This window comes from Nocardioides sp. NPDC047086, from assembly GCF_040643685.1.
Taxonomy (GTDB): Bacteria; Actinomycetota; Actinomycetes; order Propionibacteriales; family Nocardioidaceae; genus Nocardioides.
Genome location: NZ_JBEYUV010000001.1, coordinates 72,886 through 97,055 on the forward strand (window position 1 = coordinate 72,886; position 24,170 = coordinate 97,055).

The following is a 24,170-nucleotide window of genomic DNA, read 5'->3' on the forward strand; positions in this document are numbered from 1 at the left end:
AGCCATGCCGAGCAACATAGCCCGAACGGGCTATGCGGAGCGCTCGGACCACCAGTCCAGGAGCCGCTTGGCGGCCTCGTCCTCGGAGAGGACGCCCTCGTCGAGGCGCAGGTCCATGAGGAACTTGTACGCAGCCCCGACCTCGCGACCGGGCCCGATGCCGAGCAGCGACATGATCTGGTTGCCGTCGAGCGCGGGACGGAGGGCGGCGAGCTCCTCCTCCTCGGAGATCCGCTCGATGCGGGCCTCGAGGGCGTCGTAGGTGCGGGCGAGGCGGTCGGCCTTGCGGCGATTGCGGGTGGTGCAGTCGGCGCGGGTGAGGATGTGGAGACGTTCGAGCTGGTCGCCGGCGTCCCTCACATAGCGACGGACCGCGGAGTCGGTCCAGTCACCGTCGCCGTAGCCGTGGAAACGCAGGTGCAGCTCGACCAGCTTCGAGACCGCCTCGATCTCGTCGTTGGAGAATCGCAGCGCCTTCATCCGCTTGCGGGTCATCTTGGCGCCGACGACGTCGTGGTGGTGGAACGAGACCGTGCCGTCGTCGTGGAACTTCCGGGTGCGGGGCTTGCCGACGTCGTGCATCAGCGCCGCGAACCGGGAGACGAAGTCGGGCCCGCCACCGAGGCGCGCCTCCTGGTCGATCGACTGCTCGAGCACGGTCAGGGTGTGCTCGTAGACGTCCTTGTGCCGGTTGTGCTCGTCGCGCTCCATCCGCAGCGCGGTCAGCTCGGGCAGCACCAGGTCGGCGAGCCCGGTCTCGACGAGCAGCGAGAGGCCCCGGCGCGGGAAGGGCGCACAGATCAGCTTCACCAGCTCGTCGCGGACCCGCTCGGCGGAGATGATCGAGATCCTCGAGGCCATGTCCTTCATCGCGGCGACGACCTCGGGCGCGACCGTGAAACCGAGCTGGGCGGCGAACCGCGCCGCCCGCATCATCCGCAGCGGGTCGTCGGAGAAGGAGTCCTCGGGGGTCCCGGGGGTCCGCAGCACCCGGGTCGCCAGGTCGACGACACCGCCGTAGAGGTCGACGACCTCGCGGCCCGGCAGCCGCACCGCCATCGCGTTGACGGTGAAGTCGCGGCGTACGAGATCGTCCGCCAGCGACGTGCCGTAGGCCACCGCCGGCTTGCGGGAGTCGGCTGAGTAGGCCTCGGAGCGGTAGGTGGTGACCTCGACCTGCCAAGGGCCCTTGCGGGTGCCGATGGTGCCGAAGTCGCGGCCCATGTCCCACAGCGCCTCACCCCACGTACGCAGGATCTTCTCGGTCTCCTCGGGGCGGGCCGAGGTGGTGAAGTCGAGGTCGTTGTGCGGACGACCGAGCATCGCGTCGCGCACGGGGCCGCCCACAAGCGCCAGCTCGAAGCCCGATCGAGCGAAGACCTCACCTAGGGAGTCGATCACCGGTGCGATACGGTCCAGTTCAGCAGTCACCGATCGCTGAACATCGGCGACGCTGATCGGGGGAAGCTGGCTGTCGGACACAACGCCGCAGTCTACGAGGACCGCACCCCCTGAAAGATATTCTCGAAGTCATGCCAGTCCGCCAGCATCAGGCGAGGCCGCCACGGCCACGTGGGCGAGTCACCGCCGCACTCGTCCTGACGCTGCTGGCACCCCTTCTGCTGATGCTCCCGGCGCCCGCGCAGGCCGACGAGGAGTCTGTTGAGCCCGACCCGCTCGCGGTGAGCATCGACCAGCTCGACACGGTCAGCCTCGACGGCCGCACCAAGGGCCGGATCACCGTACGCGGCAAGGTCGTGAACACCACCGAGGAGGAGTGGAACGGCGTCAAGGTCTACCCGTTCGTCGGCGACACCCCGATGACCACCTCCGAGGAGCTGGCCGAGGCGGCCGAGATGCCCGCCGACGCGCTGGTCGGTGAGCGGATCGTGGCCGAGGGGGCGTACGCGACGATCCCCGACCTCGCGCCCGGCGAAACCTACTCCTGGTCGCTGACGGTGCCGCGCAAGCTCCTGCACGTCACCGAGCCCGGCGTCTACTGGTTCGGGGTCCACGCGCTGGGCGCGACCACGCCCACCACCGCCGACGGCCGGGCGCGCACCTTCCTTCCGCTGGTCAAGGAGCCCAACAAGCGGGCCAAGGCCGAGAAGGTCTCGCTGGTGATGCCGCTGCGGCGCAGCGTGGTCTACAACGCCGACGGCAGCGTGAACTACCTCCCGGGCTGGACCCGCGACCTGGGCGCCGGCGGACGCCTCTTCCGGATGCTCGAGACCGGCGCCGAGATGCCCGGCCTGACCTGGGCGATCGATCCCGCGCTGATCGATGCCGTACGCAACCTCGCCGAGGGCAACCCCGCCCGCAACCTCGGGCCGACCGACGGTGAGGAGGAGCCGGAGGAGAGCGGGAGTCAGAGCGCGTCGCCCTCTGCCTCCGCGCTGCTGCCGAGCCCCTCGCCCAGCACCGACACCGACGCCGAGGAGACGATCGACGAGGAGGCCGCTGCCGCGCAGCAGGCGGCGACGGTCTGGCTGAGCCGCCTCGAGGACGCGCTCGCCGGCCACGACCTCGTCGCCCTCCCGTACGCCGACCCGGACCTGTCCGCGCTCGCCACGACCGATCCCGACCTGCTGGCCACCGCGCGTGAGCACACGGCCCAGGCGCTCGCCGAGCTCGGCATCAAGGCGACCTCCGCCGTCGCTCCGCCGACCGGCTACCTCGATCGCGCCGCGGTCAACCTGCTCGAGCCGGGTGCGGTCAACCTGGTCAGCGACAAGATGTTCCGCGGCACCACGCCGGTCATCGCCGACCTCGACGGCCACCAGATGATCGTGACCTCTTCGGGTGCTGCCGCCGGTGGGCCCGGACCCAACGACCCGATCGACGCGATCTCGGTGCGGCAGCGTCTCGTCTCCGAGGCCGCCCTGCTCCGCGGCTCCGGCAAGCCGCTGATCGCGGTCCTCCCCGACGGCTGGCACCCTCCGCAGAGCGCCGCCTCGTTCGTCGCCCCGTGGAAGAAGGCCGCCTGGATCTCGTCCTCGAGCCTGAACGAGGCCGTCGCCGGGCAGAAGGCGACGTCGGTCACCGCCGACAAGCTCCGCTACCCCCGCCGTGAGATGAAGGCCGAGATCTCCGCCGACCGGATCGGGACGGCCAACGAGCTCATCGGCGCCGGCGAGATGTTGCAGCGGATCCTGACCCACAACGACGAGGTCGCCTCCGACATCGCCAACGAGGCCCTGACCACGACCTCCTACTCCGCCCGCAAGGGCGACGCCGACCCGGCCGCCGACGCGCTGAGCGCGGTCAGCTCCGAGCTGAGCTCGATCACCGTGGCCGTACCGCCGAAGGTGATCCTCTCCAGCATGAAGGGCGGCGAGTTCCAGGTCACCCTGAGCAACGAGCTCGACGAGCCCGTCACGGTGCGGCTGGACGCGATCACCGACGAGTCGCTGCGGGTCGCGACCTCCGAGCCCGTCCAGCTCGACGCCAACTCCAAGGCCAGCTTCAACCTCGCCGCGAGCATGCGCGACACCGGCACCCACACCGCCCTGATCGTCGTCACCGACACCAAGGGCAACCCGCTGGGCGCCCACGCCTCCGTCCCGATCCGTCCCTCCCAGGTGAGCGGGGTGATCTGGTGGTTCGTCGGGACCGGCTGCGCGCTACTCTTCGCGGCGATCGCCGTGCGACTCACCCGGCGCATCATGAAGGCCAAGAAAGCACGTACGTCAGGAGTGTTGTGACAGCCACCGAGCAGAAGTCCGGCGGAGGCTCGGTCCTGGCCAACAGCGCGGTCATGGCCGCGGGGACGCTGTTCTCGCGGGCCAGCGGGTTCATCCGCTCGGCTCTCCTCGTCGCAGCCCTGGGTTCCGGCCTGCATGCCGATGTCTTCAACATCGCCAACACCGTGCCCAACATGCTCTACATCCTGCTGGCGGGCGGCGTCTTCAACGCGGTGCTCGTGCCGCAGCTGGTGAAGGCGCAGAAGAACGACGCGGACGGCGGCGCGGCCTACACCGACCGGATCATCACGCTCGCCGGGCTGTTCCTCGGTGCGGTCACGATCCTCCTGGTGATCGGTGCGCCGCTGCTGATGCGCCTCTACCTCGGCGCCGACTGGTACAACGCCGATCACGAGGCCCAGCTCGAGTCGGCCATCGACTTCGCCCGCTGGTGCCTGCCGCAGGTCTTCTTCTACGGGATGTTCGTGCTGGTCGGGCAGGTGCTGAACGCCCGCGGCAGCTTCGGCCCGATGATGTGGGCCCCGATCGCCAACAACATCATCGCGATCTCGACGCTGGTGATCTACCTGGTCGTCTTCGGGCCCTCCGACGTCGGTGGCTTCACCACCGGCCAGGAGATTCTGCTGGGGCTGGGCTCGACTCTCGGGATCGTCCTCCAGTTCCTGCTGCTCCTACCGGTGCTGTACAAGGTGGGGGTTCGCTTCCACCCGCGCTTCGACTTCCGCGGAGCCGGGCTCTCGCAGACCGCGAAGCTGGGCATGTGGACGGTGCTCTTCGTGGTCGTCAACCAGGTGGCGTACACGATCGTGACCCGGCTCGCCTCGACCGGTTCGGCCGCGGGCGGCACCGGTTACACGGTCTACTCCAACAGCTTCCTGGTCACCCAGGTTCCCCACTCGATCATCACGGTGTCCCTGGCGACGGCGATCCTGCCGCTCCTGTCGCGCTACGGCGCCGCCGGGGAGCTGCCTGAGCTGGGCCGTACGCTGTCGCACCAGCTGCGAAACGCGCTCGCCATCGTGATCCCGATCGCCGCGCTCCTCCCGGTGCTCTCCGAGGACATCGCCCACATCCTGTTCGGCTACGGCGCCGGAGCCGACGCGTTCAAGGACTATGCCCCGACGCTGTCGGTCTTCGCCGTCGGGCTGGTGTTCTTCACGATCCACTACCTGCTGCTGCGCGGCTTCTACTCGCTGGAGAAGAACCGCACCGTCTTCTTCATCCAGTGTGCGGTCGCCACCACCAACATCGTCGCCGCGCTGCTGCTGACCAGGGCCTTCTCCTCGGAATACACCGCACCCGCGCTCGCCGGCGCCTACACGCTGTCCTACCTGGTCGGCTCCGTCGTCTCGTACGTCGTGCTCAAGCGCACCCTCGGCGACCTCGACGGTCGCGGGCTGCTCGGTTTCCTCGCCCGCCTGGTCATGGTGACGGTGGTCGCCGCTGCCGCCGCATGGCTGCTGCGTACGGCACTGGGCATGATCAACGACGAGCCGACGATGGTGCTGGCCTTGATCGGGGCCGCTATCGTCGGGGCGCTGCATCTCGGCATGCTGCTCCTCGGGGCGCAGGCTGCCCAGGTCAAGGAGCTGACCACGATGGTGCAACAGGTTGCCCGACGGCTGCGCCGTTGACCATCGGACAGCCTCATCACTGTCTGGCAAGGTCTGAAAGAATGGGTCCGATATGGAGTTCACGCAATCAGGCGACGTACTCGCCGGCAGATACCAGCTGACGGATCTGCTGAGCGAGTCCCGTGAGGGACGCTTCTGGCGCGCCCAGGACGCGGTGCTCGGTCGCCCGGTTGCCGTGCACGTCCTCGACGCCCGCGACGAGCGCGCGCCGCGCCTGATGGCCGCGGCCCGCAACTCCGCCGCCGTCGGCGACCCGAGGATGCTGCGCGTCCTCGACGCCGCCCAGACCGACCAGGTGGCGTACGTCGTCAACGAGTGGGGCGAGGGCGCCTCGCTGGAGAACGCGTTGGCCGCCGGTGGACCGCTGCCGCCGCAGCAGGCCGCCTGGATCGCCTCCGAGGTCGCCGACCTGCTCGTCCTGGCCCATGACCAGGGCCACGCCCACGGTCGGCTCAACCCCGAGGCCGTGCTGCTCGACGACCTCGGCGCGGTGCGTGTCATCGGCTTCGGTGTCGACGCCGCGCTGCACGGGATCGACCCCGACACGCGTGACTCCCAGCGACGCGACCGGGTCGACGCCGTCGGCGTCCTCTACGCCGCACTGACCGGCAAGTGGGCCGGCGAGACGCTGTCCTCGATGCCTCCCGCGCCGCGCGACCACGGCCGCGTGCTCCGCCCCCGGCAGGTACGCGCCGGTGTGCCGCGGCCGCTCGACGACCTGTGCGACCGGGTGCTCGGCAGCGGTGCCGACATGCCGCCGCTGACTGCGGCCGAGCTGCACTCCGCGCTCGCCGGCTTCTCCGGTGAGCCGACCGCCCCGCTCAACCGGCCATCGGCGGTCGACGAGGAGACCCAGGCGATGGCTCCGCCGACCCAGGCCGAGCCGGCCGAGGCGCGGGCCGCGTCGAACGCCATCGGCGTGGCTCCCGACGCCGTACGCCCGCAGCGCCAGCGGCCGTCCTCCCCGCCGCCGATGCAGGACCCGACCCCGTCGAAGCCGCTGTTCGCCGACGAGACCCCGGGCTACGTACCGCCGCAGCGCCCCCAGCAGGCGCCTCCCGCCGCCCGGCGGCCGGTGGCCCCGGATGCCTCCTACAACGGCTGGCAGGGCCCGTGGACCGGCGCCAACGTACCGATCGCCGAGGAGCCGGACTACAACCAGAAGCCCGGCGCCAGCTGGCTCCGCATCGCCATGGGCGTCGCGCTCGTGGTCCTGGTCCTCATCGCCGGCTCGATCGCCTGGAACATCATCAGCGACGACCCCAACACCACCGCCGAGAACCCCGGCACCGGCAACAACGGCGGCGACAGCACCGCTGAGGCCAAGCCGACCCCCATCAAGGGCATCACCGCCAAGGACCTCGACCCCCACGGCGACCCGCCCACCGAGACGCCCGATCTGGTCGACCTCGTGGTCGACGGTGACACGAACGGGCTGGCGTGGCGTACGTCCCGCTACAACGACCAGATCGGCGACCGCCCGCGCTCGCTCAAGCCCGGCATCGGCTTGGTCCTCAACCTCAAGGGCGAGTACGCCATCGACTCCCTGAAGTTCAACATGATCGGCGAACCCACCGAGATCGAGGTCTACGTCGGTGACTCCCCGTGGAGCGATGACCCCAGCGGCACCCCTGCCGCGAAGGGCAGCGTCGGCACCGAGGGCGAGATCAAGGTCGACGACGCCCCCGAAGGCAGCTACGTACTCGTCTGGATGACCGGCCTGCCCCAGGTCGACGGCGGCTATCGGGCCGAGGTCAAGGAAGTCCAGGTCCTCGGCACCCCCGTCTCCTGACGAGACGTCGCTCCCGTCGGCCGAGGCGTCCCCCGCCGTTCAGGGCCCTGGAATGTACGTGGCCTACGATCTGTTGTGCAGTTCGCCAGCCACACCTGAGGAGCCTTTGAGATGCCGACCCCGTCGTCCCCGACCGACCCCCGCAACGTGATCGTCGTGGGTTCCGGCCCGTCGGGCTACACCGCAGCGGTCTACAGCGCCCGTGCCGGACTGCAGCCGCTCGTCTTCGAGGGCTCGGTGACCGCCGGCGGTGCCCTGATGAACACCACCGAGGTCGAGAACTTCCCCGGTTTCCGTGACGGCATCATGGGTCCTGAGCTGATGGACAACATGCGTGCCCAGGCGGAGCGCTTCGGTGCCGAGCTCGAGCCCGACGACGTGGTCGAGGTGGACCTCACCGGGCCGGTCAAGATCGTCAAGACCGCGACCGACACCCACTACGCGAAGTCCGTCATCCTCGCCACCGGCTCGGGCTACAAGAAGCTCGGCCTGCCCCGCGAGGACGAGCTCTCCGGCAAGGGCGTCTCCTGGTGTGCGACCTGCGACGGCTTCTTCTTCCGCCAGAAGCCGATCGTGGTCGTCGGCGGCGGTGACTCCGCCCTGGAGGAGGCCCTCTTCTTGACCCGCTTCGGCTCCTCGGTGACCCTGCTCGTACGCCGCGACGAGCTGCGCGCCTCCAAGATCATGCAGGAGCGCGCCTTCGCCGACCCGAAGCTCGAGATCGCCTGGAACTCCGTGGTCGAGTCCATCAACGGCGAGCACTCCGTGGAGAGCATCACCGTCAAGGACACCAAGACCGGCGAGCTGCGCGACCTCGAGTGCGCCGGGCTGTTCATCGCGATCGGCCACATCCCGCGGTCCGAGCTGCTCGTGGGCCAGGTCGACCTCGACGACGAGGGCTACGTCCTGACCAAGGACGGCTCCACGGCCACCAACATCGAGGGCGTCTTCGCCGCCGGTGACCTGGTCGACCACGTCTACCGCCAGGCGATCACCGCCGCCGGCACCGGCTGCCAGGCCGCGCTCGACGCCGAGAAGTTCCTCGCCCACCAGGCCCACGCCGAGGCGGCTGCCGCCTCGGCCTGAGCCGGGCCCCTACGGTGGGAATGCGCGATGCAGACCCAGCGTTCTGACCACAGACCTCCCCAAACACGTCCCTACCCGAGAAGGAACCCATCGTGGCTGACAACATGACCGCCGTGACCGACGCCGAGTTCGACTCGACCGTTCTGAAGTCCGACAAGCCCGTACTGGTCGACTTCTGGGCCGAGTGGTGCGGCCCGTGCCGCCAGGTCTCCCCGATCCTCGAGGAGCTCGCCGGCGAGCACGGTGACAAGGTCACCTTCACCAAGATGAACGTCGACGAGAACCCGGTCACCCCCTCCACCTACCGCGTGACCGGCATCCCGACCATCAACGTCTACCAGGGCGGCGAGGTCGTGAAGTCCATCGTCGGCGCCAAGCCGAAGGCCGCGCTCCTCAAGGAGCTGCAGGAGTTCATCGGCTGACAACAGCTGTCACCCGCATGGCGCGCCACTGTCACAGTGGCGCGCCATCGTCATTTCGCCGAGACGTCACCCCCGTCGGCCGAAACGTCACTTACGTCGGCCGAGTTGGCACTTGTTGCGGGCGAGATTGCTGTTGCGCGGCAACGAGGTGGTCTCGACAGGCTCGACCGCCTACGTTTCACGGGAAACATTCACTCGCCGTCGCGGTGCAGCTCGGTGGAGGCCGGGGACGGGTGGCTGCGTGGACGTACGACCTCCCGCAGCCGCTCCCAGGCGGACTCGAAATCGTCGATCCAGGTGACCGTCTGCTTCAGGTCCATCCGCATCCGCGGGACGGTGGGGTGGTCCCGGTGGGTCTTGAACCCGACCCGTCCGAGGAAGTCGGCGGGGGCGGCGCAACGCCGGCCGTGGATGCCGCTCAGCGGCCCCACGTCACCGAAGGCCTCGATCGCCCGGAACTGACCGCGTTGCACCAGGTCACGGGCCATTCCCTGGACCAGCATCCGGCCGATCCCGCCGCCGACATGGCGCGGGTCGATCCACACCGTGGTCATCAGGACCGCGTCGGCAGAGACCGGCCCGGACGGGAACGAGGCCACTCGCGGGACGAAGACCGGCGGCGCGTAGAGCACGAAGCCCACCGGCGTACCGTCCACCACGGCCACCCGGCCGCACGATCCCCACTCGCGGAGCACCTCGGAGATCCAGGCCTCCTTGACCCCGATCGTCTGCGCGGAAGAGACGCGGCGATGGCCGACGGGATCGCGCTCCCAGAACAGACAGGCGCGGCACGGCGCCGGGACCTCGGCGAAGAGGTCCAGCGTCAGCGGCAGGATGCGGCGTGCCATGTCTCACCCTTGTTCATCGGTTAAGGGTCTGTCACCAGCGTATGCGATCCTTCATGATGGTGACACCATGACTGATCTTCCCCAGCGCGCAACATCATCCCGCCTCGACCCCTACGCCGACCGCTACGCCGCACGCACGGCAGGTATGACGGTCTCGGAGGTGCGAGCTCTCTTCGCAGTCGCAGCGCGCCCGGAGGTCGTCTCGCTGGCCGGCGGAATGCCCAACATCTCCAGCCTCCCGCTGGACGTGGTCGGGGACTCGATCAGGGACCTGGTCCTGACCCAGGGCCCGACCGCCCTGCAGTACGGCGGCGGTCAGGGCGATCCGGTCCTGCGTGAGCAGATCTGCGAGGTCATGCGCCTGGAGGGCATCGAGGCCCACCCCGACGACGTCGTCGTCACCGTCGGCTCCCAGCAGGCCGTCGACCTCGTCACCCGCGTCTTCTGCGACCCCGGCGACGTCGTGATCTGCGAGGCTCCTTCGTACGTCGGGGCTCTGGGTGTCTTCAAGGGCTATCAGTGCGACATCGTGCACGCCGAGGTCGACGCCAGCGGCCTGATCCCGAGCGCGCTCGAGCAGGCGATCGTCTCCACGAAGTCCGCGGGCCGCAAGGTGAAGTTCCTCTACACGATCCCGAACTTCCAGAACCCGACCGGCGTCACCATGACGCCCGAGCGCCGCACCCAGATCCTCGAGATCTGCCGGCGCCACGACATCCTGGTCCTCGAGGACAACCCGTACGGCCTCCTCGGCTTCGACGACGAGCCCCGCCCGGCGATGCGCGCGCAGGACCCGGGTGTCATCTACCTCGGCTCCTTCTCCAAGACGTTCTCCCCCGGCCTGCGGGTCGGCTGGGCCCTGGCGCCCTCCGCGATCCGCGAGAAGCTCGTTCTCGCCCAGGAGTCCGCCACGCTCTGTCCGCCGCCGTTCAACCAGATGGCCGTCTCCGCCTACCTCGCCAACCACGACTGGCAGGGCCAGATCAAGGAGATGCGGGAGATGTACCGCGAGCGCCGCGACGCCATGCTCAACGCGCTCGAGGACTACATGCCCGCGGCGTGTACATGGACCAAGCCCGACGGCGGCTTCTTCGTCTGGCTGACGCTCCCCTCCGGCATCGACAGCAAGGCGATGCTGCCTCGTGCGGTCACCTCGCGCGTCGCGTTCGTCCCCGGCACCGGCTTCTTCGCCGACGGCTTCGGCGCCTCCTCGATGCGGATCTCCTACTGCTATCCCACCCCGGAGCGGATCCGAGAAGGCGTACGTCGCCTGGCGGGTGTCATCGAGGCCGAGATGGAGCTCCTGGAGACCTTCGGTGCCACCGGCCCCATCCCCGGCCTTCCCATCCGCGGCGCCGAGCACCCCTCGACGAACACGCAGTAGGCCAGCGTCGGGTGGTCGAGCCTGTCGAGACCACCTGATCCCGTTCAAGGGTCAACTCGTCAAGCTCGATGTCTGGTGGTCGAGCTTGTCGAGACCACTCCGGGCTGGGTCATCTCGACAAGCTCGACGACCGATTCGAAATCCCTCTAGCTATTTGTCGACAAAACGCTTTAACGCTTGATGGCTAAATGGCTTCGTCGGGCGCGGGCGACATCAGCTCGACGATCCGACGCAGGTCGTCCAGCGTGGCGAACTCGACGGTGATCTTTCCCTTGGAACGGCCCAGATCGACCTTGACCCGAGTGTCGAAGCGGTCCGAGAGCTTGTCGGAGATCTCCTTGAGCCCAGGAGCAGTCGGCTTGGCTCGCCTCACCCGCGGCGTGGCGAAGGCGTCACCCTCCGGGTCGCCCAGGGCGACGATCTCCTCGAGGCCGCGTACGGAGATGCCCTCCGCGACCACCTTCTGAGCGAGCTTGTCCTGCTGCGGCTCGCCGTCGACCGCGAGCAGGGCGCGGGCGTGACCCGCCGAGAGCACCCCGGCGGCGACCCGGCGCTGGACCGACGGGGAGAGCTTCAGGAGCCGGATCGTGTTGGAGATCTGCGGCCGCGACCGGCCGATCCGCTGGGCGAGCTCGTCGTGGGTGCACTCGAAGTCGTTGAGCAGCTGCTGATAGGCCGCCGCCTCTTCGAGCGGATTCAGCTGTGAGCGGTGCAGGTTCTCCAGGAGCGCATCCCGGAGCATGTCGGTGTCGTCGGTCTCGCGGACGATCGCCGGAATGACTTCGAGGCCGGCCTGCTGGGTGGCGCGCCACCGGCGCTCACCCATGACCAGCTCGTAGGAGTCGGTCGCCACTTTCCGGACGACGATGGGCTGCAGAAGGCCGATCTCGTTGATCGAGTGGACCAGCTCGGCCATCGCCTCCTCATCGAAGACCTGACGCGGCTGCACGTGGTTGGGATGGATCTGCTTGACCGGCAGCTCGGCGAAATAGGCGCCGTCGACCGGCGCCAGATCCGAATTCTCGATCTGGCGGCCTGCCGTCGAGTCGGTGGACCCCGGGTCCACGGATTGGCCAGAAGTCGCTCCAGCGGAAAGGTCCAAATGCCGGACGTCCGGCTGGACAGAAGCGCCGTCCGCCGATTCGTTCCCGCCAGCAGGAGGAGCGGTCGGGATCAGTGAGCCCAGACCTCGTCCGAGACCACGCTTCGGCGGCTGCTTACTCATTCTTCATGTCCCCCATGTCAGATTCTTGCTGCTTTGCGGGTGGTCTCGACAAGCTCGACCACCGGGGTTCCGCCCGCTTTGCGGGTGGTCTCGACAGGCTCGACCACCGGTGGGTTGCCTGCCTTACCAGCGGTCTCGACACGCTCGGTCACCTCAGTGCTCGACCTGTTTGGCGAGTTCCTTGGCGGCCTCGAGATAGCTCAGCGCACCCGGCGAGCCGGGGTCGTACGTCATCACCGTCTGGCCGAACGACGGCGCCTCGGACACACGCACGGCGCGGGGGATGAAGGTGCGCATGACCGTGTCGCCGAAGTGCTCACGCACCTCCTCGGCGACCTGCGACGCGAGGCGGGTGCGGGCGTCGTACATCGTGATCAACATCGAGGAGACCTTGAGGGTCGGGTTGAGCGCGGCACGCACCATCTCGACCGTCTTGAGGAGCTGGCCCAGACCCTCCAGCGCGTAGTACTCCGCCTGGATCGGGATCATCACCTCAGTGCTCGCGACGAGCGCGTTGACCGTGAGCAGGCCCAGGGACGGCGGGCAGTCGATGAGGACGTAGTCCCACCGGTCCTCGGCGTCACCGACCCGGGGGGACTTGGCCAGTGCCTCCTTCAGGCGCTGCTCACGTCCGTCCTCCTCGACGAGCTCGACCTCGGCGCCGGCCAGGTCGATGGTCGCCGGCACCAGCTCGAGGCCCTCGAGCTTCGGGACCGGTACAACGACGTTCTCGAGAGTGGCCCCCTCGACCAGGACCTCGTACGTCCCCGGCGTGCCCTGGAAGTGGTCGACGTCGAACGCGGTGCAGGCGTTGCCCTGCGGGTCGAGATCGATGACCAGGACCTTCTGACCGAGCTGAGCAAGCGCCGCGGCGATGTTCACCGTCGACGTGGTCTTGCCGACGCCACCCTTCTGGTTCGCGGAGACGATCACGCGGGTGCTCGCCGGGCGCGGCAGCGGTGGCCGGTTGCTCGCCGCACCCCGCGCCAGGAGCGTGTGCTCGGCAGCGGCCGCCAGCGGCGTCGCCTCCGTGGCGAAGTCGTTCTCGAGAGAGGCGATGTCCCCGGCCGTACGGAGCCTGATCGACACCGGTTCGTCGGTTTCACGTGAAACGGCGTTCTGTGGGCTCTCGTCGTCGTACGGCATGTTTCCTCATCCTCATCGTTCGGTCATCGAGCTTGTCGAGATGACGTCTCACGCCCGAAAGCTCGTGGTCTCGACAAGCTCGACCACCTTCAGCGGCGACGGCTCTTCTTTCGGGACCCGCCCTTGGGCCCCTTCTGGCCGCCGCCCTTCGGGACCGGCGGCCAATCTACCCGTGCAGGATCCGACCAAACCACCCGAACCGCGACAGTTGTCGTCTCCAAAACGCCTACACCGAGCTCCGAGACCGTCGGCGGCGCGCATCCCCACTTCCTCAGGGCCGCATCGGCCTCGTCGATCTCGGCGTCTATGCTCGACCCCTTCATCGCGACGAGTGCTCCGGTGGGAACGACCAACGGCATCGACCAGTCGAGCAGCTTGCCCAGGCCGGCGACGGCTCGCGAGGTCACGACGTCGAACCCGAGCTCGCCGTGGAAGGCATCCGCCCTCCCCCGCAGCACGGTGACGTTCTCGAGCCCGAGATCCTCGGCGACCTCCTCGAGAAAGGTCGTACGCCGCAGCAGCGGCTCGATCAGAGTGATCTGCAGATCCGGCCGGGCGATCGCGAGAACCAGGCCAGGGAGTCCCGCACCGGACCCGATGTCCGCCACCGCGACTCCCTCGGGGATCACCTCCCCCAGCACGGCGCAGTTGAGGATGTGCCGATCCCACAGCCGCGGAACCTCCCGTGGTCCGATCAGACCCCGCACCACCCCCGCATCGGCGAGCCAGGCGGCGTACCTCTCCGCGAGCTCCAACCGATCAGCCGGAAAGACCTTCTCCGCCCGAGGGTCGAGCCCGCCCAGACCACCCAAGTCCCCACGTTCCTCGCTCACACGCAAACTGTTTCACGTGAAACGCACAACCAAGAACTCCCCATGACCACCGGTGGTCGAGCCTGTCGAGACCACCACCCCACCCGGTGGTCGAGCCTGTCGAGACCACCACCCCACCCGGTGGTCGAGCCTGTCGAGACCACCGCCCCACCACACAGAGGTCTCGACAAGCTCGACCTCCGGGACCACACGGTCTCGACAAGCTCGACCTCCAGACCTGTCGGTGGTCGCACTCATGATGAGGACATGGCTTACACCTACATGCTTCTCTGCGCCGACCGAACTCTCTACGTCGGCAGCACGACAGACCTCGAACGCCGCATGTCCGAGCATCGCATCGGGCTCGGTTCGGAGTACACCCGCCATCGCCTGCCTGTGGAGCTGGTCTGGTACGAGCAGTACGACGACGTCGAGCATGCCTTCCAGCGGGAGAAACAGATCCAGAACTGGAGCCGGGCCAAGCGACTGGCGCTCGTCAGAGGGAAGCCCGGCGAACTCCCCCGCCTGGCCAACACCTCGACGACCCCGCACCCCTGACACTTTCGGGAGCAAGGGTCATCTCGACAAGCTCGATGACCTCGGGGTCGAGCTTGTCGAGACCACCCGTTTCACGTGAAACACACCCCGCTGGAGACGCCTGGAAGAACGTCAGCCCAACGAATCCGCGGAAGGGTTCCGAAAGGCGTCGTGGGGGCGTCGGGTGCGCTAAAGTCCGCGAGCAGCCTCGCGAATCTGATGCAACCGCGCACGCTGCTCGAACGTCTTAGTCGTAGAAGGTCGCACTCTGGGTGCGACTCCAGCGGCCCGTGCGACCGGGCCACCATCCATGACCCACGGAGCTGATGTGAACGTCCGTAGAACCCCGGTGGCGATCTTCCTCACCACCATCCTCGCCTTGGGATTTTCCCTGGGCTCGATCGCGGCGCCGAGCAGCGCCCGGGCCAGTGCCCCGTCAGCCTCCGTCGGACAGACCGGGCTGCACACGGCGTACAAGGCGCTCTATCAGCAGGGCTCCACCGGCCTCGGGGTGCGCAAGATCCAGGCTCGGCTCAAGGAGCGGCGCATCTACAGCGGTCGGGTCACCGGCAACTACGGTTCGAAGACGACCGGTGCGGTGAAGGCCTTCCAGCGCAACCAGCGTCTGGCCATCACCGGCAAGGTCAACCAGCGCACCCTCGACCGGCTCCGCTCGCTGACGAAGACGCCGACCGACGCGGCGCTCTACAACCTCGACCGTCGCTGCCTCACCGGCCGCGTGCTCTGCGTCGACAAGACCGACCGCCGGATGCGCTACGTACGCGGTGGCAAGATCGTCCGGGCGATGGACGCTCGCTTCGGTTGCTCGGACACCAAAACTCGCGAGGGCGCGTTCAAGGTCTATCGGAAGAGCCGCAACCACGTCTCCTCGATCTACCACACGCCGATGCCGTACGCGATGTTCTTCAACGGCGGCCAGGCGGTGCACTACTCGTCCGACTTCGACGCCCGCGGCTACAACGGCTGCTCCCACGGCTGCGTGAACGTACGCAACAAGTCGTCGATCGCCTGGGTCTTCGACCAGATCCGCGTCGGTGACCGGGTCGTCGTCTACTGGTCCTAGCCGCACCACCCGCACGCGGTCCGTGGTCTCGACAGGCTCGACCACCGCACGTTCCACGTGAAACACCCCAACAAAGAGATCGCCCCTCGTGCCACACGGCACGAGGGGCGATCTGTTTGTGTCAGCGTCAGTCAGGCAGGACGACCACGTAACGTCGCGGCTCGACACCGGAGGACTCCGAGGTGAGCCCGGCGGCGGCGACGGCGTCGTGGACGACCTTCCGCTCGAAGGGCGACATCGGCTTGAGCGAGACGGGGGCCCCGGACTCCTTGACCTTCGCGACGGTCTCCTCGGCGAGCGCCATGAGCGTCGAGCGACGGTCGGCACGGTAGCCGCCGACATCGAGCATCAGGCGGGACCGCTCGCCGGTCTCGCGGTAGACGGCGAGCCGGGTCAGCTCCTGGAGCGCGTCCAGGACCTCGCCGTGGCGGCCGACCAGCTGCTGCAGGTCGCCGCCGACGATCGAGACGGCCGCACGGTCGCCTTCGACGTCCATGTCGAGGTCGCCATCGAGGTCGGCGATGTCGAGAAGCTCCTCGAGGTAGTCCGCCGCGATGTCACCCTCCTGCTCGAGCTGCTTGAGGCGGGTCTCGTCGCTGACCTCCTCCACAGTCTCAGTCACGGTCTCGCTCACATCCTGAGTCGTCACTTGGTTCCCCCATCCTTCTGGGTCGTGGAGCGACCGGCGCTCGTGCCGGCCTTCTTCCGCTGGCTCCTGGTCTGGCTCTTGGGCTGGGTGCGCTGCACGGGACGCTTCTCGGTCTCCGCCTCGTTGGCCTCGGCGATGTCGATCTCCGCGTCGGGCTGCCCCTTCTTACGGCGCTTCTCCCGGTCGCGCTCCTGCTTGGCGTCGAACGCCGGCGTCCCCGGTGCGGGGTTGTTGCGGATCACGTAGAACTGCTGGCCCATCGTCCACAGGTTGGAGGAGGTCCAGTAGAGGATCGTTCCGACGGGGAAGGCGATACCACCGACGGCGAAGACGACGGGCAGCACGTAGAGCAGCAGCTTCTGCTGCTGGGCGTACTGTCCGGTCATGGCGTCGGCCGGCATGTTCTTGGACATCAGCTGACGCTGCGTGAGGAAGGTCGTCGCGATCATGGCCACGACCAGGAAGCCGGTCAAGAAGTACGTGCTCATGTGGTCGGCCGTCGTGAACTGGTCCGAGAGCAGCGACCCGAGCCAGGTCGACGTCGCGAACTCGTGCGCCGCTTCGTCGCTCAGGAAGCCCTTGCCGATTCCGTCCGAGGCGTGCTCGAGCATGCGGAACAGCACGAAGAAGATCGGCATCTGCAGCAGCAGCGGCAGGCAGGACGCGAACGGGTTGGTGCCCGAGTCCTTGTAGAGCTTCATGGTCTCGTTGGCGAGCTTCTCGCGGTCGTGACCGTACTTCTTCTGCAGCTCCTTGACCTTCGGCTGCAGCAGCTGCATGTTGCGGCTGGAGTTGATCTGCTTGACGAACAGCGGGATCAGCAGCGCGCGGATGGTCACGGTCAGGCCGACGATGGCCAGGGCCCACTGCCAACCTTCAGACGGAATGACGTACGAGAACGCCTTCTGCCATACGAGCAGGATGCCCGAGATGGCGTAATACAGCGGTGTTGCGATCCATCCGAACAGATCGCCTATGGCTCCCACGGAATCAGGCTCCTCGGTTTGGGGAGTCCGCACTTACACGGACAAGGTCTTCAGGGTCTCTTCGCATTTTCTGCGGGGTTGGCACGGGATCGAAGCCCCGGGTCTTCGCCCAGGGGACACAGCGGGCCAGACGGCGCGCCGTCAACCAGCTCCCGCGCCAGGGGCCGTGCGTCTTGACGGCCTCGAGCCCGTACGCCGAGCACGACGGGTAGTAGCGGCACACGTCGCCGTAGAGCGGGCTGATGAGAGTCCGCCACACGTGGAGCAGTCCGACCAAGGTGTAGGCCACCGCGGCGTTCACTCCACGCACCAGCGACCTCATCGGAGCACTCGCTCCAGGCAGCGCCGCAGATCGGCGCCCAGGTCGTCGTACTCGGCGTCGGCGGCGGCAGGAAGCGCACGGACCACAAGCACAGCAGAGCCCGGGAGTCCGCTCAGGGACTCCCGGGCCTGATGACGCAGTCTGCGCTTCACACGATTCCGGACGACGGCCGGACCTACGGCCTTGCTCACCACGAAGCCCACCTGCGGCTCGCCGTCCCGGCCGGCATCCGTGCCGGTTCCGGGGACGAGCAGGTGGACCACCAGGCTCTTCGAGCCCGCGCGCTTGCCCCGCCGTACTGCTTCTTTGAAGCCCGACGAATCAACCAGTCGGTGGCGACGTGGCAACACGCGCGTGGTGGCTGAGGCCGCGGCCTCAGACGGTCAGGCTCTTGCGACCCTTGCGGCGGCGCGTCGCGAGGATGGCACGGCCGGCACGGGTGCGCATGCGCAGGCGGAAACCGTGCGTCTTGTGACGGCGGCGGTTGTTCGGCTGGTAAGTACGCTTGCTCACGGGGTGCTTCCTTAGTTGTGTGGTGGCCGGCTGCTCACCGGCGGGTCATCAGGGGGGTCGCCCTCGGTGGTTCCAGGTGGGCCGTTTCAACAAGCACCGCCCGTCCGCGCCCCGGCGACCAAGGCGTGGACATGCGGCACCCGTAGATTCCGGGCGACCTAGCAACGGTACGTGGATCGCGAAACCACGGTCAAACTCACGCCCTATCACACCTGTGTGATTCGCCCCCAACCTGTGGAGGACGGGTTGCCCGTGACCCTCGCCAGCCGGTAACTTCGTCCTCTACCGAGGTTTCCCTGCACATCGTCAGGAGCATCGGCCGCATTCGGGGGGATGCCACGCTGGGAACTAATTTTCCCACCTGACCTGCCGAAACGGTCGGATTCTCGAGAGCGGCGACGTGTCTCGGTTGGTCTCCGATGCCTACATTCGGGGATGCTCCACAGCTTGTGGAAAAGTCTGTGGAGGATGTAGACCAGACCGCTGCATCAGTCCAGGCTGCATCAATACACGACCACCCACCCGAGCCATCAGGGAAGGCAGGAACCTGTGGAGCACTCCGGCCTAGCGCCAGAACCACAGCCAGATCTCCAGTCCGCATGGACGAAGGTGGTCGCCGAGCTCCCGCCGAACCAGCGGGCCTGGCTCCGGGACAGCGAGCCCCTGACCCTGCACGGGTCGACCGCGATCGTCGAGGTCCCCAACGACTTCACCCGCAACCAGATCGAGGGCCGCCTGCGTGGCTCCCTGGAGCGGTCGCTGGGCGAGATCTTCCAGCGCGAGATCCGCATCGCGGTCACCGTGAACCCCGATCTCGACGTCACCCCGGATCCCGACACCCAGGCGATCATGATCTCCGAGCGGGAGATCGCCGCCGCGGACGCTGCCGCCGCCGCTGCCCTGCAGCAGCAGTCGCCATTCTCAAACAGCGCAGTCCCGAACCAGTCGCCCTTCCCGCATCAGTCGGTCTACCCGCCCAACTCGCCCGGGCTGATCCCCGGCGTCCCGCCGGCGACCGCGCCGCACGACGAGCCGGGTGCGCCCGCGGCGTACGCGGCCCCGCAGGCCCCCATCGCTCCGCCTCCCGCTCAGCAGCCGGCTCCGCCCGCGGCTCATGACGACGTACGTCCTGGATATGGCGACATGTCGACAAATCCCCCGGCTCCTCCGGTGGCCCCCGTCGAGGAGCCGGTTCCGCCGCGGCCGCTCGTCCCGGGTCCGCCCACACGGCCGAGCGAGCCGAGCCACAACGTCCTCGAGACCCGCCTGAACCCGAAGTACACCTTCGAGACGTTCGTCATCGGGTCCTCCAACCGGTTCCCGCACGCGGCCGCGGTCGCGGTCAGCGAGGCGCCCGGCAAGGCGTACAACCCGCTGCTCGTCTACGGCGAGTCGGGTCTGGGCAAGACCCACCTGCTGCACGCGATCGGCCACTACGTGCGGAGTCTCTACTCCGGGGCGAAGGTGCGCTACGTCAGCTCGGAGGAGTTCACCAACGAGTTCATCAACGCGATCCGCGACGACCGACAGGACCGCTTCAAGCGGCGCTATCGCGATGTCGACGTCCTGCTGATCGACGACATCCAGTTCTTGGAGGGGAAGACTCAGACGCAGGAGGAGTTCTTCCACACCTTCAACACGCTCCACAACGCCAACAAGCAGATCGTGCTCACCTCCGACCGTCCGCCCAAGCGGCTCGAGGCGCTGGAGGACCGGCTGCGCAACCGGTTCGAGTGGGGCCTGATCACCGACGTCCAGCCTCCCGACATCGAGACCCGCATCGCGATCCTTCGGAAGAAGGCCGCCATGGAGCGGCTCACCGCTCCGCCGGACGTGCTCGAGTTCATCGCGAGCAAGATCCAGACCAACATCCGTGAGCTCGAGGGTGCGCTGATCCGGGTGACGGCGTTCGCCAACCTCAACCGGCAGGACGTCGACCTCACGCTGGCCGAGATCGTCCTCAAGGACCTGATCCCCGAGGGCGGCGAGCCCGAGATCACCGCCGGCCTGATCATCGCCCAGACTGCCGCCTACTTCGGGCTGTCGATCGACGAGCTCACCGGCCCCTCGCGTGGGCGTCACCTCGTCATGGCCCGCCAGATCGCCATGTATCTGTGTCGCGAGCTCACCGAGGACTCCCTGCCCAAGATCGGCAAGCACTTCGGCGGCCGCGACCACACCACCGTCATGTACGCCGAGCGCAAGATCAACCAGTTGCTCGCCGAGCGCCGGGCCGTCTTCAACCAGGTCTCCGAGCTCACCAACCGCGTCAAGATGCAGGCGCGTCAGGCCTAGAGCCGAACAGAACGTACGCGGCAGCGACTCCACCACCGGTGGTCGAGCTCGCCGGGATCACTCGACCGTGGCTCACGGGGTGGTCTCGACAGGCTCGACCACCGGTCTTTTGCGTCCTCCCGCCAGGTCCTTCGGCACCTCGTCCTCGTGGTGGGCTGTTCGCGTTTTGAGATTTCCAAAACCCACAGGACGAGATTTCCCAGGTTGTCCACAGCCCACAGGCTGGGTGGAACCTGTGGAGAACCGGCCGTTCAAATGGGATGGAAAAGGGGATGGCCTGTGCACAAAACACTCGAACGGGCCGACAACTCTCCACAGCCCACAGTGACGTGCGTCATTTCAGCATGGCGTCCACATCCCCTGTGGAATCACATTTCCCGGGATGACCAGGGAAGACGCCGCTCATCCACATTTCCCACAGATGCTCTTACGACGTACGAAACTATTTAGATCCATGGATCCTCGGTGAAATTCCACGAACGCCCTTCCCTGGGGACAACCCGCACGGCGAACCGAGTGCACAGGTCCGCCTGTGCAGACCCGACACAGCTGAGCGCTTACCGGTTGTCGGCGGTCCGTGGCAGGATGCGTACTCCAGGTCATGTCAACGCGGGGGCGTTCCGGAACCGGTGTCGTCTTCCCCAGGGTTCAAGCACAGCCCGGCGCGCATGTCCTCATACGCCCCGATGTCGAGTTAGAAGAAGGACAGGTCATCGTGAAGTTCCGCGTCGACCGCGACGTGTTCGCGGATGCTGTCGCCTGGGCTGCCCGCAGCCTTCCGGTCCGCCCCAGCACCCCGGTGCTCTCAGGTCTCCTGATCGAGGCGGGTCACGAGGGCCTGGTGCTCTCGACATTCGACTACGAGACCTCCGCGCGGGCGACGCTCTCGGCCGAGGTCGCCGACGAGGGCAAGGCACTGGTCTCCGGCAAGCTGCTCGCCGACATCTGCCGCAGCCTCCCGGCCAAGCCGGTCGAGATGGTCACTGACGGCGCCCGCGTCTCGCTCACCTGCGGGAGTGCGCGCTTCAGCCTCCAGACGATGCCGGTCGAGGACTACCCGACCCTTCCGGAGATGCCGACCGCGGCCGGTACGGTGAAGTCGGAGCTGTTCGCCCATGCCGTCGCCCAGGCCGTGACCGCGGCGGGTCGCGACGACATGCTCCCGGTGCTGACCGGGGTGCGCCTCGAGATCGAGGGCTCCACGATCTCGCTGCTCGCCACCGACCGTTTCCGGCTCTCCCACCGCGAGCTCGAGTGGAACCCGGCGACTCCCGACGAGAGCCTCGCGGCGCTGGTGCCCGCGAAGGTACTCGGTGACACCGCCAAGTCGCTGACCAGCGGCAGTGAGGTCACCCTCGCGCTGTCCACCACCGGCACCGGCGAGGGCATCATCGGCTTCGAGGGCGCGGCCGCCGGCGGCGTACGTCGCACCACGACGCGCCTCCTCGACGGCGAGTTCCCGAAGGTGCGCAGCCTGTTCCCGGCCGAGCACCTGACCACCGCGCTGGTCGACAAGGCCTCCCTGATCGAGTCGGTCAAGCGCGTCGCCCTGGTCGCCGAGCGCAACACCGCGGTCCAGATGGTCTTCGAGGACGGCGTGCTCACCCTCGACGCGGGTTCCGGCGACGAGGCCCAGGCGTCCGAGTCGATCGAGGCGACCATGGAGGGTGAGGGGCTGACGACCGGGTTCAACCCGCAGTTTCTCCTCGACGGGCTGCAGGCCATCGACCAGCAGGTCGTCGAGCTCGCGTTCACCCAGGCTCCGAAGCCCGTGGTGATCAGCGGCAAGCCGGCCGAGGGCGGCGAGGACCCGGGGTTCCGCTACCTGCTGATGCCACGGCGACTGCTCTCCTGACTCACCCCCTCATTAGGGTGGTCTCGACAGGCTCGACCACCGAAGAGCAGCTCGACCACCCGTGGATAGGAAATCTCGTATGCACATCGGACTCGTGGGTCTCGGCAAGATGGGTGGCAACATGCGCACCCGGCTGCGGGAGGCTGGTCACACCGTCGTCGGATACGACCGCAACCCGGATCTCGCCGACGTGGCGAGCCTGGCGGAGCTGGTCGAGGCGCTGCCGAGTCCCAAGGTGGTCTGGGTGATGGTGCCGGCGGGTGACCCGACGCGTTCCACGATCGCCGAGCTCAAGGAGCTTCTCGGCGAGGGCGACCTGGTGGTCGACGGCGGCAACTCGAAGTACACCGATGACGCCAAGAACGCCGCGAGCCTGGCCGAGAACGGCATCGGCTTCGTCGACTGCGGCGTCTCCGGCGGCGTCTGGGGTCTGCAGAACGGCTACGCCCTGATGTACGGCGGCTCCGATGAGGACGCTGCCAAGGTGATGCCCGCGTTCGAGGCGCTCAAGCCGACCGGCACCGAGGACGGTCTGGTCCACTGTGGCTCCACGCCCGGCGCCGGCCACTTCTCCAAGATGGTCCACAACGGCATCGAGTACGCGATGATGCAGGCCTACGCCGAAGGCTGGGAGCTCCTCGACAAGGTCGACATCGTCGACAACGTCCCCGAGATCTTCGCCTCGTGGCGCACGGGCACTGTCGTACGGTCCTGGCTTCTCGATCTTCTCGTCGACCAGCTGCGTGCCGACGAGCACCTCGACAAGATCAAGGGGTACGCCGACGACTCGGGCGAGGGCCGCTGGACCGTCGAGGCAGCGATCGAGAACGCCGTCCCGCTGCCGGCCATCTCGGCCTCGCTGTTCGCGCGGTTCGTCTCGCGGCAGGAGGACGACCACGCCATGAAGGCGATCGCCGCGATGCGTAACGGGTTCGGTGGGCACGCGGTCATCTCGGAGTCCGAGGCCTGATTCCTCGGGGTGGTGGTCTCGACAAGCTCGACCACCGTCAGATGGGGGCGATGGCTCCGGTCATGGTCAGGATCAGGCGCACGGCGCCGTAGGCGACGAAGAGTGCGAAGAGGCCGAGGACGACGCGGCTCTTGACGAGCTTGTCGAGGTCGGTCGGCCGCTTCCCGCTCAGCCGGGAGCGGACCGAGACCACGGCCAGAACGGCGACGGCCAGGATGAGCACCGGCCCGAACCAATTGCTCGCCAGAGAAGAGCCGATGTCACCGTGCATCAGGTAGACCCAGGACCGGGTCAGACCGCAGCCGGGGCAGGGCAGCCCGGTGAGGGCACGGAACGGGCAGAGCACCGGGCCGTCCTCGATGCCGCCGGCCGGCAGGAGCGCCGCGATCACGATCCCGCCGATGCCGATGGCGGCGGTGACCTCCGTGGAGCTCACCGCCGCGAGGCGTCGGTGCAGGTCAGGCGAGGGGTTTGCCGTCGACATCCGGGAACTTTCGCACGATGACGAGGATGAGGTCGATGATGGTCCAGATCCCGAAGCCGCCACAGGTGACCAGCTTGAGGATGCCGAGACCGATCTGCCCGACGTAGAACCGGTCGACACCGAGCGACCCGAGAAAGATCGAGAGCAGCAGCGTGACCAGCCACTCGCGGCTCGAGAAGACGCCGGGGATCTGTTTCACGGGAAACCATTGCTGGTCGGTGCCGAGGCTCGCCGGGGTGTCCGACTTGATCTGCCCAGCCGCAGCCATCTGAGCGAGCTGCTGCACCGGGTAGGGCCCGTGGACCTGGCCCATCACCGACAGGTAGAAGGGCCCGGCCGGCGCGCTAGGGGCGGGTTGCCCTGGAGGCGGGCCGTACGGGTTGGGAGACTGGGTCATGCAGGCACCTTAACGAGAGAGGAAA

Annotated in this window: 23 protein-coding genes; 11 read left to right on the plus strand and 12 right to left on the minus strand. The window is 67.8% G+C overall.

Going from position 1 to position 24,170, the window contains the following annotated elements; genetic code table 11:
* Positions 1 to 30: 30 nt before the first annotated feature.
* On the minus strand, positions 31 to 1,458 hold the full coding sequence (locus ABZ796_RS00375; RefSeq protein WP_357334140.1) for a CCA tRNA nucleotidyltransferase: 1,428 nt from the start codon (positions 1,456 to 1,458) through the stop codon (positions 31 to 33).
* 74 nt (positions 1,459 to 1,532) lie between these two features.
* Here ABZ796_RS00375 and ABZ796_RS00380 point away from each other — a divergent pair, with 74 nt between their 5' ends.
* The 5 genes from ABZ796_RS00380 to trxA all read left to right on the plus strand — a co-directional run bounded on the left by ABZ796_RS00380 (position 1,533) and on the right by trxA (position 8,638).
* On the plus strand, positions 1,533 to 3,704 hold the full coding sequence (locus ABZ796_RS00380; protein WP_357333619.1) for a DUF6049 family protein: 2,172 nt from the start codon (positions 1,533 to 1,535) through the stop codon (positions 3,702 to 3,704).
* Positions 3,701 to 5,338 (plus strand): murein biosynthesis integral membrane protein MurJ, encoded by a 1,638-nt coding sequence (gene murJ, locus ABZ796_RS00385; RefSeq protein WP_357333621.1) that lies wholly within the window; start codon positions 3,701 to 3,703, stop codon positions 5,336 to 5,338. The genes ABZ796_RS00380 and murJ overlap by 4 nt, the downstream gene beginning before the upstream one ends.
* Positions 5,339 to 5,390: 52 nt before the next feature.
* Entirely contained in the window at positions 5,391 to 7,130 is a 1,740-nt protein-coding gene (locus tag ABZ796_RS00390) for a hypothetical protein (protein WP_357333623.1), read from the plus strand.
* Between the two features lie 111 nt (positions 7,131 to 7,241).
* Positions 7,242 to 8,216 carry a thioredoxin-disulfide reductase gene (gene trxB, locus ABZ796_RS00395; protein ID WP_357333625.1) on the plus strand — a complete coding sequence of 325 codons (975 nt, stop codon included), beginning with the start codon at positions 7,242 to 7,244 and terminating at the stop codon, positions 8,214 to 8,216.
* 104 nt (positions 8,217 to 8,320) lie between these two features.
* Positions 8,321 to 8,638, plus strand: coding sequence for a thioredoxin (gene trxA / locus ABZ796_RS00400; RefSeq protein WP_176883721.1), 318 nt, complete (start codon positions 8,321 to 8,323; stop codon positions 8,636 to 8,638).
* Between the two features lie 191 nt (positions 8,639 to 8,829).
* On the opposite strand, the gene ABZ796_RS00405 is transcribed toward trxA, so the two are convergent.
* Positions 8,830 to 9,486 carry a GNAT family N-acetyltransferase gene (locus tag ABZ796_RS00405; protein ID WP_357333626.1) on the minus strand — a complete coding sequence of 219 codons (657 nt, stop codon included), beginning with the start codon at positions 9,484 to 9,486 and terminating at the stop codon, positions 8,830 to 8,832.
* A 67-nt stretch (positions 9,487 to 9,553) separates the two neighbouring features.
* Here ABZ796_RS00405 and ABZ796_RS00410 point away from each other — a divergent pair, with 67 nt between their 5' ends.
* Entirely contained in the window at positions 9,554 to 10,870 is a 1,317-nt protein-coding gene (locus ABZ796_RS00410; RefSeq protein ID WP_357333628.1) for a PLP-dependent aminotransferase family protein, read from the plus strand.
* A 184-nt stretch (positions 10,871 to 11,054) separates the two neighbouring features.
* Here ABZ796_RS00410 and ABZ796_RS00415 read toward each other — a convergent pair whose 3' ends face one another.
* The 3 genes from ABZ796_RS00415 to rsmG all read right to left on the minus strand — a co-directional run bounded on the left by ABZ796_RS00415 (position 11,055) and on the right by rsmG (position 14,074).
* Entirely contained in the window at positions 11,055 to 12,095 is a 1,041-nt protein-coding gene (locus ABZ796_RS00415; protein WP_357333630.1) for a ParB/RepB/Spo0J family partition protein, read from the minus strand.
* 153 nt (positions 12,096 to 12,248) lie between these two features.
* The gene (locus ABZ796_RS00420; RefSeq protein ID WP_357333632.1) at positions 12,249 to 13,241 is read right to left on the minus strand and encodes a ParA family protein; all 993 of its coding nucleotides are present in this window, start codon (positions 13,239 to 13,241) and stop codon (positions 12,249 to 12,251) included.
* Between the two features lie 89 nt (positions 13,242 to 13,330).
* Positions 13,331 to 14,074 (minus strand): 16S rRNA (guanine(527)-N(7))-methyltransferase RsmG, encoded by a 744-nt coding sequence (rsmG, locus tag ABZ796_RS00425; protein ID WP_357333634.1) that lies wholly within the window; start codon positions 14,072 to 14,074, stop codon positions 13,331 to 13,333.
* A gap of 246 nt (positions 14,075 to 14,320) precedes the next feature.
* Between rsmG and ABZ796_RS00430 the strand changes: the two genes are divergently transcribed.
* Both ABZ796_RS00430 and ABZ796_RS00435 read left to right on the plus strand, forming a co-directional pair.
* A complete protein-coding gene (locus ABZ796_RS00430) occupies positions 14,321 to 14,611 on the plus strand; it encodes a GIY-YIG nuclease family protein (protein WP_357333636.1) in 291 nt (96 codons plus the stop codon).
* A 307-nt stretch (positions 14,612 to 14,918) separates the two neighbouring features.
* Positions 14,919 to 15,674, plus strand: coding sequence for a L,D-transpeptidase family protein (locus ABZ796_RS00435; protein ID WP_357333638.1), 756 nt, complete (start codon positions 14,919 to 14,921; stop codon positions 15,672 to 15,674).
* A 127-nt stretch (positions 15,675 to 15,801) separates the two neighbouring features.
* Here ABZ796_RS00435 and ABZ796_RS00440 read toward each other — a convergent pair whose 3' ends face one another.
* The 5 genes from ABZ796_RS00440 to rpmH are packed head-to-tail and all read right to left on the minus strand — an operon-like array spanning position 15,802 to position 18,144.
* Positions 15,802 to 16,296: a R3H domain-containing nucleic acid-binding protein gene (locus ABZ796_RS00440; RefSeq protein ID WP_357333640.1), complete on the minus strand. Its 495-nt coding sequence runs from the start codon at positions 16,294 to 16,296 to the stop codon at positions 15,802 to 15,804.
* A 23-nt stretch (positions 16,297 to 16,319) separates the two neighbouring features.
* Complete coding sequence (yidC, locus tag ABZ796_RS00445; protein ID WP_357333642.1) at positions 16,320 to 17,309, minus strand: membrane protein insertase YidC; 990 nt, start codon at positions 17,307 to 17,309, stop codon at positions 16,320 to 16,322.
* Positions 17,310 to 17,313: 4 nt separating this feature from the next.
* Positions 17,314 to 17,631, minus strand: a complete 318-nt coding sequence (gene yidD, locus ABZ796_RS00450; protein ID WP_357333644.1) for a membrane protein insertion efficiency factor YidD — start codon at positions 17,629 to 17,631, stop codon at positions 17,314 to 17,316.
* Positions 17,628 to 17,981, minus strand: coding sequence for a ribonuclease P protein component (gene rnpA / locus ABZ796_RS00455; RefSeq protein WP_357333646.1), 354 nt, complete (start codon positions 17,979 to 17,981; stop codon positions 17,628 to 17,630). The genes yidD and rnpA overlap by 4 nt, the downstream gene beginning before the upstream one ends.
* Positions 17,982 to 18,006: 25 nt before the next feature.
* Positions 18,007 to 18,144, minus strand: a complete 138-nt coding sequence (gene rpmH / locus ABZ796_RS00460; RefSeq protein ID WP_141778545.1) for a 50S ribosomal protein L34 — start codon at positions 18,142 to 18,144, stop codon at positions 18,007 to 18,009.
* A gap of 549 nt (positions 18,145 to 18,693) precedes the next feature.
* Here rpmH and dnaA point away from each other — a divergent pair.
* The 3 genes from dnaA (at position 18,694) to gnd (ending at position 23,264) form a co-directional block, all read left to right on the plus strand.
* The gene (gene dnaA, locus ABZ796_RS00465; RefSeq protein WP_357333648.1) at positions 18,694 to 20,439 is read left to right on the plus strand and encodes a chromosomal replication initiator protein DnaA; all 1,746 of its coding nucleotides are present in this window, start codon (positions 18,694 to 18,696) and stop codon (positions 20,437 to 20,439) included.
* A gap of 715 nt (positions 20,440 to 21,154) precedes the next feature.
* Positions 21,155 to 22,294: a DNA polymerase III subunit beta gene (gene dnaN, locus ABZ796_RS00470; RefSeq protein WP_357333650.1), complete on the plus strand. Its 1,140-nt coding sequence runs from the start codon at positions 21,155 to 21,157 to the stop codon at positions 22,292 to 22,294.
* Between the two features lie 61 nt (positions 22,295 to 22,355).
* On the plus strand, positions 22,356 to 23,264 hold the full coding sequence (gene gnd / locus ABZ796_RS00475) for a phosphogluconate dehydrogenase (NAD(+)-dependent, decarboxylating) (protein WP_357333652.1): 909 nt from the start codon (positions 22,356 to 22,358) through the stop codon (positions 23,262 to 23,264).
* Between the two features lie 37 nt (positions 23,265 to 23,301).
* Here gnd and ABZ796_RS00480 read toward each other — a convergent pair whose 3' ends face one another.
* Entirely contained in the window at positions 23,302 to 23,700 is a 399-nt protein-coding gene (locus ABZ796_RS00480; protein WP_357333654.1) for a DUF2752 domain-containing protein, read from the minus strand.
* Between the two features lie 22 nt (positions 23,701 to 23,722).
* Positions 23,723 to 24,145, minus strand: coding sequence for an NINE protein (locus ABZ796_RS00485; RefSeq protein ID WP_357333656.1), 423 nt, complete (start codon positions 24,143 to 24,145; stop codon positions 23,723 to 23,725).
* Positions 24,146 to 24,170 lie beyond the last annotated feature (25 nt).

Bases quoted from the DNA above. Each gene is read 5' to 3' on its own strand.
- ABZ796_RS00485 (WP_357333656.1), bottom strand. From the start codon at position 24,145: ATGACCCAGTCTCCCAACCCGTACGGCCCGCCTCCAGGGCAACCCGCC.
- yidD (WP_357333644.1), bottom strand. From the start codon at position 17,631: ATGAGGTCGCTGGTGCGTGGAGTGAACGCCGCGGTGGCCTACACCTTG.
- ABZ796_RS00420 (WP_357333632.1), bottom strand. From the start codon at position 13,241: ATGCCGTACGACGACGAGAGCCCACAGAACGCCGTTTCACGTGAAACC.
- ABZ796_RS00405 (WP_357333626.1), bottom strand. From the start codon at position 9,486: ATGGCACGCCGCATCCTGCCGCTGACGCTGGACCTCTTCGCCGAGGTC.
- ABZ796_RS00430 (WP_357333636.1), top strand. From the start codon at position 14,321: ATGGCTTACACCTACATGCTTCTCTGCGCCGACCGAACTCTCTACGTC.
- ABZ796_RS00410 (WP_357333628.1), top strand. From the start codon at position 9,554: ATGACTGATCTTCCCCAGCGCGCAACATCATCCCGCCTCGACCCCTAC.
- trxA (WP_176883721.1), top strand. From the start codon at position 8,321: ATGACCGCCGTGACCGACGCCGAGTTCGACTCGACCGTTCTGAAGTCC.
- ABZ796_RS00415 (WP_357333630.1), bottom strand. From the start codon at position 12,095: ATGAGTAAGCAGCCGCCGAAGCGTGGTCTCGGACGAGGTCTGGGCTCA.
- ABZ796_RS00380 (WP_357333619.1), top strand. From the start codon at position 1,533: ATGCCAGTCCGCCAGCATCAGGCGAGGCCGCCACGGCCACGTGGGCGA.
- ABZ796_RS00390 (WP_357333623.1), top strand. From the start codon at position 5,391: ATGGAGTTCACGCAATCAGGCGACGTACTCGCCGGCAGATACCAGCTG.
- trxB (WP_357333625.1), top strand. From the start codon at position 7,242: ATGCCGACCCCGTCGTCCCCGACCGACCCCCGCAACGTGATCGTCGTG.